Annotated in this window: 12 protein-coding genes; 1 reads left to right on the top strand and 11 read right to left on the bottom strand. The window is 58.5% G+C overall.

Annotated features, from left to right (window positions below; all coding sequences use genetic code 11):
- Positions 1–17: 17 nt before the first annotated feature.
- From AC6I99_RS09625 to AC6I99_RS09575, 11 genes are all read right to left on the bottom strand, one after another.
- Positions 18–518, bottom strand: coding sequence for a hypothetical protein (locus tag AC6I99_RS09625; protein WP_497960877.1), 501 nt, complete (start codon positions 516–518; stop codon positions 18–20).
- The gene (locus AC6I99_RS09620; protein ID WP_497961948.1) at positions 518–1,795 is read right to left on the bottom strand and encodes a type IV secretory system conjugative DNA transfer family protein; all 1,278 of its coding nucleotides are present in this window, start codon (positions 1,793–1,795) and stop codon (positions 518–520) included. The genes AC6I99_RS09625 and AC6I99_RS09620 overlap by 1 nt, the downstream gene beginning before the upstream one ends.
- 518 nt (positions 1,796–2,313) lie before the next feature.
- On the bottom strand, positions 2,314–3,774 hold the full coding sequence (locus AC6I99_RS09615; RefSeq protein WP_497960876.1) for a putative type IV secretion/conjugal transfer ATPase: 1,461 nt from the start codon (positions 3,772–3,774) through the stop codon (positions 2,314–2,316).
- Positions 3,771–5,261: an SCO6880 family protein gene (locus tag AC6I99_RS09610; protein ID WP_497960875.1), complete on the bottom strand. Its 1,491-nt coding sequence runs from the start codon at positions 5,259–5,261 to the stop codon at positions 3,771–3,773. The genes AC6I99_RS09615 and AC6I99_RS09610 overlap by 4 nt, the downstream gene beginning before the upstream one ends.
- The gene (locus tag AC6I99_RS09605) at positions 5,254–6,669 is read right to left on the bottom strand and encodes a type IV secretion system protein (RefSeq protein WP_497960874.1); all 1,416 of its coding nucleotides are present in this window, start codon (positions 6,667–6,669) and stop codon (positions 5,254–5,256) included. Before AC6I99_RS09605 ends, AC6I99_RS09610 begins: the two co-directional genes overlap by 8 nt.
- 12 nt (positions 6,670–6,681) lie before the next feature.
- The gene (locus tag AC6I99_RS09600; protein WP_017197424.1) at positions 6,682–6,969 is read right to left on the bottom strand and encodes a hypothetical protein; all 288 of its coding nucleotides are present in this window, start codon (positions 6,967–6,969) and stop codon (positions 6,682–6,684) included.
- A 224-nt stretch (positions 6,970–7,193) separates the two neighbouring features.
- The gene (locus tag AC6I99_RS09595) at positions 7,194–9,440 is read right to left on the bottom strand and encodes a DEAD/DEAH box helicase family protein (RefSeq protein ID WP_497960873.1); all 2,247 of its coding nucleotides are present in this window, start codon (positions 9,438–9,440) and stop codon (positions 7,194–7,196) included.
- 140 nt (positions 9,441–9,580) lie between these two features.
- Entirely contained in the window at positions 9,581–11,119 is a 1,539-nt protein-coding gene (locus AC6I99_RS09590) for an Eco57I restriction-modification methylase domain-containing protein (RefSeq protein ID WP_497960872.1), read from the bottom strand.
- The gene (locus AC6I99_RS09585) at positions 11,119–11,784 is read right to left on the bottom strand and encodes a hypothetical protein (protein WP_497960871.1); all 666 of its coding nucleotides are present in this window, start codon (positions 11,782–11,784) and stop codon (positions 11,119–11,121) included. The genes AC6I99_RS09590 and AC6I99_RS09585 overlap by 1 nt, the downstream gene beginning before the upstream one ends.
- Positions 11,781–12,014, bottom strand: a complete 234-nt coding sequence (locus AC6I99_RS09580; protein ID WP_497960870.1) for a helix-turn-helix domain-containing protein — start codon at positions 12,012–12,014, stop codon at positions 11,781–11,783. Before AC6I99_RS09580 ends, AC6I99_RS09585 begins: the two co-directional genes overlap by 4 nt.
- Positions 12,015–12,418: 404 nt before the next feature.
- Positions 12,419–13,216, bottom strand: coding sequence for a C40 family peptidase (locus AC6I99_RS09575; protein WP_497960869.1), 798 nt, complete (start codon positions 13,214–13,216; stop codon positions 12,419–12,421).
- Between the two features lie 473 nt (positions 13,217–13,689).
- Here AC6I99_RS09575 and AC6I99_RS09570 point away from each other — a divergent pair, with 473 nt between their 5' ends.
- Positions 13,690–13,863: a hypothetical protein gene (locus AC6I99_RS09570; protein ID WP_497960868.1), complete on the top strand. Its 174-nt coding sequence runs from the start codon at positions 13,690–13,692 to the stop codon at positions 13,861–13,863.
- The last annotated feature ends 166 nt before the right edge of the window (positions 13,864–14,029 follow it).

The following is a 14,029-nucleotide window of genomic DNA, read 5'->3' as shown; positions in this document are numbered from 1 at the left end:
GAACGCCATGACGAAGCTCAACTGCGGCTCTGGTGGGCGCTCAGTTTCCATTCGTCGAAAGCAGCATCGGCGGTGACCGCACGCGGGCTCGGTTCCTTATGGCTTTGAAGTCCAACGCACCCTGCTGTTCGGGTATGCGTCCGGAGACGTTCGACGGCGTGTGGCAGCCTTTCGTGGAAGGCCAGCGGACCAAATCCCGAGTCGTCTGGTGCGAAGGAAGCCATTTCTGCGCGCTGAAGTGCATAGAGCTCGGCAACTATCTCGGAATGCCGCCACCAACAGTCAGGCACAACTGAGGTCGTCAGCTGGTAGGTCGCCACAAACCAGCGCACCCAATCGAGCAGGCTCTGCCACACAACCTCCGCCTGCGCCGACGACATGTCGCGCCATCGATGCGTGACACCGACATTGCGTGGTGCGGGTTGAAAAGAGGACCGGAACAGTTCAGCCGTCAGTTCGTCGTCCAGGTCCGTCACACGACCAACCTCGAAGTCAGAATCATCTCCCTGTGTGCTCATTACTCAATCTCTTTGTTCGCTGCTTGCCGGTTGAGGTGGCCGACGGCCAGCTCTCGCTCCGTCTCCATCTTCGAGCGGCCCAGCTCGGCACCGTCTTTACGCTTGTGCCAGTCACGCAGGTCCAAGAGAATTGGGCGCGTGCGCCGTCCAAGCATGAGAGCGGTGCCAATCGGAAGACGCCTGATCTCGTCAAGCCTGATCACCGGGCTTTCCCGAATCTGCTCGCCGTCTTGTCGCCCCTGAGCAGACCAAGAGCGAGTGTTCACAATGAGGCTGCGCTCGCCGAGTAGCCCCGCCAGCGAGCGCAGATCACGCTCATCGGAGCCACCGCCGAAGATCACTTTGATAATCGCGGAATCCCAGATCGTCGCCGCCTCCTCAACAGACCAGCCGCTCCGGGCCTGGGAAAGCGACTGGAGGACTACCAGGGTCGAGATACCAATGCCGCCGCCGTCGGAGAGCACCACCGGAAGTCCAGGCCAGGGCGAAAGGTTGGCTATTTCATCCAGGATCAGAGACAGCGGTGGATCCAGCCGTCCACCGGCGGAGACAAAGGCCATATCGCGGGCAGCATTGTCTATGTCATCAATCAGAGCCGAAAGGTACGGCCCAGCAGCTGCAGCTCCGGATCGGGTGCCAATCAAATAGAGAGTCCCCCGCTGTCGGATGAAGCTCTTTGGATCAAATTCCTCCGCCTCATCTTGTGGATCCAGTGCCGCCAAAACCCGCGGGGACGATAACGGGGCGACGGCAGCCGAGACGCCAATCCAAGAGTTCGATGTGTTGCGGGGATCGTCCTCAAGGATCCCCATGAGGTCTGCCTGCCAGCCGAGCGCCGCGCCAGGCTTACCGAGGATGTCCAGGGCTTCTCGAGCGAGCACGGGACTTGAGGACCACCGTCGGAAGGCACCAATTCCTTCTCCCGATAGTGCTGCCGCGTGGAGCAAGCACTGCAGGACGATCAGCGAGCGCTTCTGCCATGCCGCGTTCTCGCCTTTCATCTCCGTGTCCGCAGTGATGACCAGCGCCCGGCGAGTAGCAATGTCCGGGTCAGCACACCCCCGCACAGGCGACCATCGCAGAGTCGATGGCAGCCCGGACATTCCTTGAGGATCAAAAACAGTCACGGGTCTCCCCTGTGACATCCTGGCCCTCATCGTGACCACCAAGTTGTCGGCGCGCGTTGATGTCGTAACCACGGCCCCAGGAGCATCCAGGATTGCATTGATCACCACGTACAGCCCTTTGCCAGACCGTGGTGCCCCCTGAATCACCATCGATTCCTCGGTCGAGACGTGGATTGTCACTCCCCGCGAGCGCCCGAGTGTCCACGACACGTCGTGAATGCTTGGCTTGCTCAGCCCCGGGCGGGTGTACTTACCCCGACGTCGGACAGCCCTCCACCCAAAATCGCACACGATCTCCGCTCTGCCCGCAACGCCGTCCCGACTCAAGATGTCCTGCCGCAGCCACGCCCCTGATTGCTTCCACATCCGCCACCCGACGACTCCAGCACCCGCGAGCGCAGCGATGAGTCCTAAGACACCGCCCACGATCCACCACACGGCAGCCAGGTTGACCGAACACTCCGCTGAAACTCGTGAAATCCAGTCGGGACGTCCAGCCAACAATCCAACACCCGCCGCCGGATTCAATGACGAGGGCAGCCTGCCACCACACTGCCGTGGTGCAACAACGGCGGACGCCGCCTGGACGAGAAAACAAAAGACCACGTAGCCTGCGACCACCCACAAGCCGATAGAGACCAAAGGATTCGTGGGTCCCGATCTGGTACTCACAGATGCATCCGATCATCCGTGCCGAACACTTCCAACTCATCCGTCGTGACCCTGTTAGCGACGATGAAGGACCGATTCCCCACCTTCCACAGACCAACGCCCTTGGGAAGATTCTCAACATGCTCGCACTCCGCCTCCGTAAGGCCCAAAGCTTCCTTGGTCAGGCGCATGGCATCGTGCTTCTGCCGATAGATGATGCGGGTGTCAGCCTCCGTCAGTAGGCCGAGCGCCTTCTGACGATGTCCGCTGGTGCTGTCGCCGATCTCGTTGAGGTCTGCCACCTTGTGCATGATCAGCAGGTTCGCGATCCCATAGGTGCGGGCGAGCCTCCACTGCTCGCTCATCTTCGCCAACATGTAGGGATCGGCGAGCATCCGCCAACCTTCGTCGTACACCACAAGCCGCTTACCGCCGTCGGGATTTGTCACGGCTGCCTCCAGCCAGGTGGCGCTGCAAGCGGCAGCAAGCGACAACGCCTGCTCTGAGGCACCAATAAGTGCCGACGTATCCATCACCATCATTGGCGCGTCGGCGTCGAACGCCACGGTAGAGGGTGCGTCGAACATCCCTTCCAAGTCGCCCGAAACCGTCCGCCGCAACGAGTGACTGACTGACGCACCGCCATCCTTGCCAACAAGGGCGAGCGTTTCCGCCGAAGGACTCAAGAGGTGGTCCAGCACCATAGGCAACGTCGGCGTCGAATTTTCGGCGGTGGTTTCCATGAGCGCCATGTCGAGAGCGGTGTGCTCGACAGGATGCAACGGTGTGCCTGGGCGCATGAGGGAGACGAGCGCGACGAGCAGTTGCCGACGACGCTGCCGGACTACGGCTTGCCACTGAGTGTCAGTTAGAGAACTTGGCCTAGGCCCTGCGTCCAATGGGTTCACACGAGCTGATCGTCCCGGCCCAACAGAGATGACTTTCCCGCCCACCGCGTTGGCCACTGCTACCCACTCGCCCTTGGGGTCGGACGCAACCGCTGCCTTCCTGCCCAGGGTTATGGAACGCGCAACCAGCGACTTCCCGCACATGGACTTGCCCGTACCCACCGTGCCGATCACGATGATAGACGGCCCGCTGATGATTCCTTTGTCGTAAAGGATCCACCGATCATAGGAGAACGCCCCGGAGCCAAAGACGTCGGTGCCGATGTAGGTGCCCTCGTGGCCCAGACCGGATTCGGTGATGAAGGGATAGGCTGCGGCGAAGGTCAGCGTGGACGCCCGGTGCGGTGCTGTCTTCAGTCGATGTGGACCCCACAAGGACTGAGCTTCCCGGCTCCCCCAATCGCCGACACGGCGCTCGCGGTCCCCATGCCGCTCCATGGGATCGTCGATCCGCTGTCCAAGTTTGCGGTTCTGCAGCGATGTCTCAGCGGTTGTCGCCCTTCTGAGACTCTTGCGTTCGGCACGAGTGCCCGACGGCGTGTAGGTCACCTCTTGGTTCTTGAGACTCATCGCAATCCCCTTCCCAGGGGCAGTCCGCCCGCAATGAAGGCTGCCCACTGCTGCCCCGCCAGCAATCGGAGTTCCACGAACGCACCGGCAGCTGCGGACTCGATTTCGTGGCGGTGTCGGGCCAAGTCCTCTAGAGACGCTGCCGTAATTGTCACGAAGGCGGTCGAACGGACATCACCATGACCGGCAACGATCTCTTCTTCCCGTTGCGACACTTCTTCCTCCTCGGCTCGCTGCTCTCGTGTGGTGGGTCTATCGAACCGGGCATTAATGCGTCGACGGGTTTCGTGAGCTTCCTGGGCTGAGCGAATGTCCCGGAGTGCCTCCACAGTGGGCACAGCCCGAATCACCTGGGTAACCGTGTGCCGGAAGTCGCCGACATAAACAAGCGGATGCAGGAATCCTGGGTACACCTTTTGCCGTGGCCACTCTGCGACCCAAAATGTCTGATGGAATCCGGAGTCCGTACGCAGATAGGTCCAGTGCTCCTCTACGGCCATGGGGCTCGAACTCAGCCGCCGCTTCCCGATCCGTTGGTCACCCTGCGACTCGCTGTCATTCTTCGCCGACCCTCGCGAGACCGTTTCAGGATCAAAAGAACCCCTAAACACTTCAAGCAGCCGGGACTCCGAAAGCCACTCGTCCACCCGCACTCCATGAGTTGCCAGGGATGTAGAGATTGCTTGTACCTCCAATCGCAGCACACGCTCGAGTCCATTTATGCCTCCCCCGGACTCTTTGATGCGCCTCCTTGATTTCGCTGTGTCCACAACAATGGACAACAAGACGTCGTGACTCATGGAGGATCCAGCAGCGGCTATCAAGTCCTGGTACGCCAACTCACCCCACGGATTGCCACCAGGATGGCCACCGTTTTGCACGACGGTGTGGTCATAGAAATCCTGAAGGGCGGACGACGGATACGGAACCGTGTAGTCCTGAACGGCGATTCTTGCTATGTCCGAGCGTTGGGCGAGTCCGGCTTGCACCCGTGACCATGCCTGCGCGGCCCACGCTTTATCATCGTCGTCGAGGAGAGCGAATGATCTGGTGGTGCAACGCAGGACGACGGTCGCCTCCCTACCTTGAGGGTCGACGATAAAGCACTCTCCACGTCGGGTCATCTGGAGTTTAAGGCTGCCGAGACCGCCGGGCAGCGCAAGCTTGCCCGCTTTCAGTGCATTTTCGGGACGGGCGAGGTAACGGGTCTGCCCCAGGATCAGTCGAACGAAGAACAGCGTGATGAGGCTGAGCCAGATGGGATAAGGGATTCGAGCGTGTTGGAGCACTCCCATGAGCATGAGCAGCAGCCAGATGGGACTCATCGTCGTCAGTCCGACCGGACCTCCCGTTGCAGAGGCGATAATCGCCGTCAGGATGCCGAGGGCCAGCAGCACGAGCTGGTACCACTTCAGCCCCATGAAGATGCCACGGCGCTCGTATCGGGGAAATTTGACCGCCTCAAGGGCGCGCGTATCTTCAGTCATTGCGTTTCTCCGGAGGGAAGTGCCCCTCAGAAGCTTTGGGCCTGATGGGCGGCAATTGGGATGGGGGCACCGCGCTGCCGGTGCTTCGCACTTCGGGCTGCCGAGGGGTCCTGGGCCGGTTTGCCTTCGGCGGTCCGGCGGCCGGATTCCGGCCTATCGGCGAAGGTGTGGCAGAGGATTGCATACTCGGCTCGGTTGAGACCACTCCGCTCAATACCTCGCCTTGCCTAGCCGCGCCTCCGCGGGCAGAGTCTGCCCCGTGCGATACCAAAGCGTTTTCACTTGAGGTGAGTATTGGCGTCGTACTCGTCAGGCTGCGCGGCAGGGGCACCGAGGTTGGTAGTACGCGCGTGGGGATGTCTCTGCGACTTGAGGGGATCGGTCGAGCTAGTGACGATCTGCCCAACATTGATGCAATCGTCAAGCGGCCACCGAGTTGTCGACTGAACTGTCTGGACGCGACGCTGCTGCTGCGAGCAAGAACGTGGCCGCCGCCAGCCGTCTGAGCCGCGGCCGCGAGTTCGCCACCCGCAAAGCTCACCAACCTCAGCGCCATCAACGGTGCTCCGCAGGCAAGAACCATTCCTACAGTGCCAGCCGCCAACCCGGCAAAGGACGTCGAATCCGCAAACAGCTTGATCGCCGCCGCAAGAACTGTCGCTGCCAGGGGTTTCGCCAGCAAGAGCGCGACGACGACTTCGCACCACCGTCCGGCCCAGGCCTTTGACTTCTCCCAGGGCATCATCATGAAGGCGACGGGTGCGACAGCTGCCAGGACGGCGAGGGCGAACGTCCTGAAGATCATGGAGCACATGAGAATGAACGCCAGTATCCACACGACGATGACTGCCATTGCTGTCACTATCGCGCCTCCGACGGCTCCGCCTTGATTGCCCGGCGCCAGAGAGATGACGTTCCATTCGCGGTCGGAACCCGCTGGAGCCCGTTCGAAGCCGAAGAGTCGCATGAACACGACGTACGGATCGGTTCCCATCGATTCCAGCAGGGCCGCCGACGCCTCGTCGCTGACCCTGGTGAGCTGCCGAACCACGTAGACGGCCGCTGCAACTAGCGGCACTGCCGCCGCTCCCCCGACGAGTGCCCTCAGCAGTCGGCGTGGTTGCTGGCTGATCAGACCGGTCAAGAGTTGCAAGATCATCACAACCACCAGCGGAGTCATCATCACGATGACCCACCAGTTGGTCAGTCCACCGATGGCAGCCCACTCGGAATAGTCGACTTCGGAAACGCTGAAGGCCCCGGTGATGAACCCCCACATCCAGGAGGCGATGTTTTGAAGAACGTTGGCGAAGATTGACGTGATGGAACCTTGGACGCCGTCGTTAGCTTGGGAAACCAGTCCGCAGCCCGGCGGCCACCAACCGTTGAGGTCACACTCGATGGGCATGATCGCGAGTGGCTAAAAGCCCAACGGAAAGGCCGTCTGCGACCACAGTATGTATCCGTTGATGCCGCCAAGGATTGCCGCAACGGGGCCGGTCCACAGGAGGATTACTCCTCCACCTGAGGCCAGTCTCGAGGATTGGCTCAGCTTGCCGGCCAACAGCATCGCCGCTCCGATGATCGCCACGATTGCAATGACGATGAAGGCGCCGACGAGGATGCCGCCGCCGATCTGCTTGAGTGACTCAAGAAAAGGAAAGTTCGCGTTTGGTGTGATCCCAGGATCCACCGCTGCCAGTACCATCTGGTGCTCCATCCAGTCGTCTTCCAATGGAATGAGCTGATAGGGCTCACGACTTCATGGGGGAGAGTGAGGGGACGACATGACTACAATGTGCTTGCCATAGGAATCCATCGTTGATGTGGAAGCTCAAGTCGAGGGACTGCGCCTCTAGAGAACCTGCTCATGTTTAGCAGGCTGTCAACCGTGGCAGCCGCTGAAGCGGCCCGTTCAGTTCTTGTCGAGTGTCACAGGGCTACTGCCGCTTCCAGGCTCTTCTTCTCGAAGTGTCTGAACCGTCGAATCGCCTCGTCCATCTGTGCAAGATTGAATACCCCAATTTCATTGAGCCTTCGGAATCCTTTGAGGCTGAGGCCGGTGGAGCGAAGGAACAGATCATCGTCGAGGGATTCGATCACGTGCGCAAAATGCTCCTCACGGAAATCGGTGAGATACATAAAAATAAGAACCTTCGCGCTGATCTTTCGCAATTTTTCACGAATGACTTTCCTTGTATCATTGACCTGCTTCTGGTGCTGGTCAATTTCGCGTTTCGGCTTCTGATTCTTCTTGGCATCCTTTAGCTTCTCAGTTTCAGTTACGATGCTCTCCGCAAACTCGCGGATATTTCGAAAGTCTTCGATCTGCTCCAGTTCCTCCAGTACCTCTGGAGCGTCAAGCAACCGAGACATGGTCACTGTGTTGAGATCGAACAACTGGTGCGATCTCCATTTTCTGGCCAAGGATGTAGAAGTGACTCCCGCGTTCGCCCAGTCGAGGACGGCGTCGACGTCAAGTCGTTCCATACTTCCCCCGTCAATGGCAAAAATCGGAAGAAAGTTGACAAGTTCTTCCAATATTTGACGCTGGGTGGTGGTGCGCGTTGGGTCGTTTATCGCCAATTCTGTGCCATAAAGTGCGAGTAACCCAAGAGCCCGATTGGGGTCGAATTCGAAGACGTAACAAGATTCTTTGATGACGTCCCCTTCTTGTCGCCACGGGGACTGGACACGGAACGCGGCCTGGAAGTAGGACTCAGGCGATTTGAGTGCCCGCAGCATGAAAATCGACGTCCACTCGGGCACCGTGACGCCTGTCATCAATTTTCCGCACGAAAGCGTGATCGTGCCTGTCTTACCTCTAGTCTTGTAGCCCTTTAGGGCGTCTTGGACTGGCAAAAGAGCCTCAGAACCAGTGCCCGCGCCAGCCCCAGCGGCCACGACAATATCGTAAGACGAGAAATAGTTGTCGGCGCGGAGCACATCGGCCATGGCCTCACAGGCAGCGACGTCGGCCATGTACCAGACGGAATGCCGGACAGCTTCCGTGAACTTCGCTGATTCGTATGGGAACGACGGTTTCGTGCCTTCGACGATGTCGTTGTCGACCTGTTTTCGGCCACGAATAAGTTTGAGAAACTCCGCCACCTGATCAGCCCGAACGAACTCAGCGACTCCGAGGTCGTTTCGTCGCGCTTTGAAATAGGCATTGAGATTAAACCCGTCGAACTCTCCGTCCTCGGCCCATTCCTCAGCTTCGGCACCCATCCTGTAGGTGTACATGAGCATCTGGGGTAGGTCGCGGTATGGATTCGGGCCGTCGGCTTCGTTCCAGCTGGCTTTCGCGCGCTGCTCATCGATATAAGTCCAGTTGTAGACCTCGTCCTCCGCATAGTCTCCATTGGTAAGTGCTCGGAACGGAGTGCCCGACAGGTGCAGATGAAACCGCGTCTTGAGACCGAGGTCTTGGTCGGTTATAAGGTCGTCGGCGTTGGGCACCTCTGCAACTGCGAGTTTCATATCAGCAGGATCATAGAGTTCACGAGCACTAGCTGTGCCAGCTCCGAAGTGGAACTCGTCGATCACGATGCAGTCCCAGTCGACAACATGAATAGTCTCGTTGTGCTTCTTGACGTTTCCGCTTCCATCGCGGCCTAGAAGGTCTTGGAAGGATCCAAACCAGACGAACGGCGTATGACCCGAAGCGATCAAGTCTGCTGTGTCTACGGGGGTCGTCCGACCGACAAATGCCCAATCGACAAAATCGACGTGGCTGAGCAGGTCATCGCGCCACGCGGTCTTCACAGCCGGTTTGTAGGTTAGGACTAGGACTTTAGTCCAGCCCATCTCAGACGCGAGCTGGTAGGTCGTAAATGTCTTTCCAAACCGCATCTTGGCATTCCACAGATAGCGCGCAGCGAATTCCTCATTATGAGCCCGAAAGTGAGCGGCAGTCTGCGTAACAGCCTTTTGCTGCTCTGGTCGCATCTGAAACGTATGGATGCGGGTCGGGGAGAAGGGGATCCCAGTCTGAAGAGAAACAACCGCCCCACGCACTTCGTCGTGGGTGGCTTCAAACCATTCACCCCCGACCCGTCTGATACCGTGCTCGGCAAGTACGCGATGGACATCGCCGTCGGCGAAGCCGGACCCGTCGGGACGAGTGGCCTGCTCATCATGGAACAGAACCTCCACCCCGTCGAGGTTGGGGAACACGGTACGAAGAGTCTCCCGAATACGCGCCAGGCCCTTCCTAGTGGTCTGGCCGACCTTGATTCGATAGGTCCCTGAGTGGCCTCCAGGGCGGGTCCAAGGCTGCTGTTGTCCTCGGACCGTATATGCATAGATGTAAACGGTCACGCGTTGACCTGCGAGGGCGTGGGCATCGGCTTGATCTGCGATTCGATGAACACAATCTCCTCGTCCGTGAGAGCGTAGCGCTCGTAGAGGGCCTCATCCGTCCATTCCCTATTCATTGGCAGGTCAGGAACGAACTTGAATCTATCTTTTGAGAGATGCTGAGTGTTCATACGGAGCCAGATCATAAACCGCACGAATCGCGTGCGAAGGTAACGATCCAGGTTACGTGATTCTTCGGCAGTACGGAACGAGCCAACCACGAGATAGGTCTCGGTACACACGGAGTTCGGCCCTGCGAGTGTCGGTTGTGCAATGACAGAGTAAGGTCCGTCATGATCCTCCCCGTATGCGGCATGGAGCAAGGTCTTATGCTTGTCAATCAGGTCCTGGTTGTTGGTGATTGACTGTTTATCAACCCATTCGACCTTTCGGCTCATGACGTGCAGAGCGACGGCTCCTGGAGTTGTATCAGCCACGTACTGACGGAACTTCGCACGAAGGCCGAAAGGAACCAATGAGGACACTTTTTGATCCAGCATCACATCGTCCTTCGCTCTGACTTTCTCGAGGATGGCGATGGCTTCGTTGTACCTGACGAAAACGTCATATCGGTCCAAATTCCGAACCATCGGCGTGCTAGAGCTGCCACTTCTTACTGTGCGGATTTCGCAACCGCCACTGTGTTCCCGGGCCCACAAGAAGTAAGAGACACCGCCTCGGATCTTGACTCCAGGGAAGCATTCCTGCGCCTGGGGGTAGTCCACAATATGCGAAACGCGGTGATCGTTTAGCATTTGCCGGCGATACTTATCGAGTCCAAGACCGCCAGCAAACCACCGCGAGGGTGTAATCATAACCACGTAGCGGGGTTTCATCTTTATTGCCTTCTGTACGAAGAGCTGGTAGATGGGCATAGTCCTAGAATTACCGTCGCTGTCGATCTGGTAAGGCGGATTTCCGACGATGACATCGAATTTCATCTCCGACAACTCCTTAGTCGGGTAAGTCCCGTGGATGAATGGGTATGCGTAGTTCTCGCGGCTGTGGCCGCGCTCTAGGCCGGCGGGTGCTTTGCATAAAGTGCATCTATTTTCTTGAAACGTGTGTTGTGTCGGGACGAAGGGAATTTGCCCAGATGGCTGGTCGAACCGGACGATAAGGTTCTTAAGGTGTTCATCCGTCAGGCCTGCTCCGGTGGCATCCATGGAATGGTAAACGCTGCGACGAGCGATCTCACCGGTCAGCTGGCTCGTGGCAGACCCATACAACATGTTCCGGAGGATATGTTCGCGCCGCTTGGCCTCGTCTGGTTGCCAATCGGAGAGACCAATCATGAGACGACGGGCGATCTCGCGCAGGAATACGCCTGACTTCGTAGCCGGGTCAAGCCACTTATAAGCAGACTGGCCCCACACGCTCGTTGGCAGGAGATCGAGCATCGCGTTGGCAAGCTTTGGTGAGGTAAACACCTCATCGTTTGGGAGCTGCGCGATCGTCTCCAAAACGTCTGGCATATGTTGTAGATCGAGAGTCATTAAACTACTGCCTTTTTAAGCGAACTTAACTGCGTGTAGTGCACCGGTGCCCCGTCGGTCTTCCGCCCGATTTGCTCTGCGAACAGATCCAGCTGTTCGGGACCCTCATCTTCTTCGAGAGGGGACCAGACACGCAGGAAGAGTCCATCACCAATCGGCTTGTACTCAATGAGCTCGATACTAGTTGAGTCAGCCAGCGTATCTGCTTGAATGACATTTGTGCCAAGAACGGAGCTCACAGCGTCCATCAGGTCGCGACTTGCCGCCACTCCAGCATTGCGGAGGTGCTTGTCCAACACGGTGAACATCCGTTCACGAGCCTCAATGACGTTGGACTCGTCGATATCTATGCCGTAGGTCGAAGTGAAGCAGCGCAAAAGTCGATACTCGAATTCTTCACCCTCGCCGTATCGATCGACAGTCACATGTTCGATTTTCCGGCCGACTATTTCCACAAGGAAGTTGCCGTGACCACAGGCCGGTTCAAGGAACGTGCGGTCTATATTGCCCGGATGCTGTTCATCAGGAAACATGTCGGCCACGAGGTCGAGCATCGCGGTCACTTCCCGATCATGCGTATATACCTCGGCAAGGTCCCGGACTCGCTCGCGGGAACGAACCTGGTCCTCGAAATGAACCTTGCCGATCGACTGCGTGGGGCTCATGGCGCTCCCCCGCCTTCAATGACAAGTCCCGCATCGAGCAAGGTCAATAGGCGGAAGAGCCGATCGCTATATAGGCTGGGCTTCCCGGCCTCAATCTCGCAAACGTAGCGACGGCTGATACCGAGCGCCTCGGCCACCTGACACTGGGTGTATCCGCGCTGAACACGGAGTTCAGCTATACGACGACCGAGGTCCGCAGGGCTGCCGGCCCGGTTACGAGTTACTGTCATGATGTAACCATATATGCACACCGCATCTAAGTCGGTGAAGACAACGAACTGCCCACGGAAAGAAACTAAGCCAGCCGGACGTGGTGACGGCGCCAAGGTTACCTACTCACGTGACGCCTGTCATGACTCTAAGTATGAAAGTCTTCCAGGGCACGCTGAACTTCGGAAATCGGTTGCTGCGTCCACGGCCCGCGCGACTAAAACCTTGGTTTCTTGGCCTTCCGCTTGGGCGAGCCCGCAGGAGCCTACTCATCGAGCCAGATGACCTTCGTCCGGGTACTGCTTTGAACGTCACACTCACGGCAGATTTATCGATACCAGCAAGGCCCCGTGGCACACCGCACCGACTACACAGCCAATGTCGAGGCATTTGGACGACCGCCGGAGGCCAATCGGGATTCCACCTAATCCAGTAGATCGAAATAGGTGGTGCCGGGGTTCCAATCGATCGGATGCAAAAGTGTCCCGGCGGATGGATTCAATGCGCTGTACATCATCCCCTCTCCCGCATAGATCCCCACATGGCCCCAGTTGTATGTACCTTGAGGATTTTGCACCACAAGGTCTCCAATCTGAGGGCTTTGAGTCATTCGCCCTACCCGCCACTGCTCCACACGCGGCAATTCGATCCCAACCTGCCGATAGATCCACTGCACAAATCCAGAGCAATCCCACGCCTTGAACGCCGTCCCACCCCAGACATAGGCACCGCCCACGCCTGTCTGCGTAAAGTGCAAAATGTCCTGTCGGATTTGCGACAAGCCCTCTGCAGAGACCAGACCCGGTCGGCCCTTCTCCCCCGGACTGCACTTCGGGACGGTGGTGACGCCCTGTAGCAGGTCGACGATGGCCGTCGCCTGTGGTTCCCATCGAGCATAGAGCTCTGGGAACGCTGAGACTTGGACTGCTTGGGCTGCTTGCCCTTTGCTCATGGCCGACCAGCCTGGCATATCGAGCAAACCTCGAGGGCTGCCTTGATTCGGTCCAGACGGCCCTCCATAGAATGCCCTCGCGTTGTAAGTAATATCCATCAGCTCTGCAACGGTTCCCCATCCAGCCGCTGGCCGCTGCTGTGCCGAACCTACTGAGTCGTGGTCACTCCCAACCCCGTCATGAGGAAACTGAAATGACGCAGGGACATTCGCGTTGGCCAGCATCCGGAGGGTCGACTCCTGCAGAGACATCATGATGGCGATCACCATTGCCTCCCGAGGAACGCCAAGTTGTTTCCCGACTGAAATGTACCCCTGTGCCACAGCGATCTGTCCTGCGGAGAGTCCAACGGCTTGACCATCCGGCCGAGATCCACTGTTCTCGAGGACGCTTTGTGTGACAGCGCCGCTGCTTGACGCACACCCGAAAGGTGATTCCGGTTCGCTGCCCGCCAAGGCTAAAGCGACGGCACTAACGACAACACCCAGGGAAAGTACGATGACGAGAACGACGGCGGAGGCAGCCCGCACGAGCCTTCGTCGCCTGAGTAGGGCCATCGCCAAGGCCGGATGCGGCATCAGTAGACGATCCGACTAGTCGAGGCATAGAAGCCGACCATTTGGCATCGATCAGGCGGGGCGGTCGCTGCCGGCGGGCAATTGGCCATGACACTGACCGGCGCTGTGTATGAATTGCTGCTACTGACTGTCTGGTCAACGACCTTGAGTCGAACCGTGCAGACATGAAGCCCCGCCCATGGAGCAGGGCGTTCGCGAACCTTTACGAGTTCGTTGTCGCAAGCCATGGATTCGAACGTTGCTACCCTGTAGGCACCTTGGCCCGCAAGCGAAGCGAAGGACCCCGCGTTTACGCCCGTTGCCTCAAACTCCTGGACCAGGACCGCCAACGGATTTGATCCGTCAGGGAGGACGAACCACCAACCCCGAATTCGAGCGTATACATCCGAATAGGACGAATTTCGGGTGTCCCAGCTATAGATGGCCACGGCGGCCGCGGAAGCAAGCGCCCGATAATCGGCCGTGACAGGCGGAACGGACGGAGGCATTTTCGAGGACGGAGCT

The sequence above is a fragment of the Arthrobacter sp. TmtSoilC77 genome (assembly GCF_059739415.1).
Note: the sequence above shows the minus strand (reverse complement) of the source record. Positions and strands in the feature narration are given on the sequence as shown.

Coding starts and splice junctions, on each gene's coding strand:
- AC6I99_RS09590 (WP_497960872.1), bottom strand. CDS start 11,119: ATGACTCTCGATCTACAACATATGCCAGACGTTTTGGAGACGATCGCG.
- AC6I99_RS09615 (WP_497960876.1), bottom strand. CDS start 3,774: ATGAGTCTCAAGAACCAAGAGGTGACCTACACGCCGTCGGGCACTCGT.
- AC6I99_RS09570 (WP_497960868.1), top strand. CDS start 13,690: ATGAAGCCCCGCCCATGGAGCAGGGCGTTCGCGAACCTTTACGAGTTC.
- AC6I99_RS09610 (WP_497960875.1), bottom strand. CDS start 5,261: ATGACTGAAGATACGCGCGCCCTTGAGGCGGTCAAATTTCCCCGATAC.
- AC6I99_RS09605 (WP_497960874.1), bottom strand. CDS start 6,669: ATGCCCATCGAGTGTGACCTCAACGGTTGGTGGCCGCCGGGCTGCGGA.
- AC6I99_RS09580 (WP_497960870.1), bottom strand. CDS start 12,014: ATGACAGTAACTCGTAACCGGGCCGGCAGCCCTGCGGACCTCGGTCGT.
- AC6I99_RS09585 (WP_497960871.1), bottom strand. CDS start 11,784: ATGAGCCCCACGCAGTCGATCGGCAAGGTTCATTTCGAGGACCAGGTT.
- AC6I99_RS09600 (WP_017197424.1), bottom strand. CDS start 6,969: ATGGTACTGGCAGCGGTGGATCCTGGGATCACACCAAACGCGAACTTT.
- AC6I99_RS09625 (WP_497960877.1), bottom strand. CDS start 518: ATGAGCACACAGGGAGATGATTCTGACTTCGAGGTTGGTCGTGTGACG.
- AC6I99_RS09575 (WP_497960869.1), bottom strand. CDS start 13,216: ATGGTGATCGCCATCATGATGTCTCTGCAGGAGTCGACCCTCCGGATG.
- AC6I99_RS09620 (WP_497961948.1), bottom strand. CDS start 1,795: ATGGTGATTCAGGGGGCACCACGGTCTGGCAAAGGGCTGTACGTGGTG.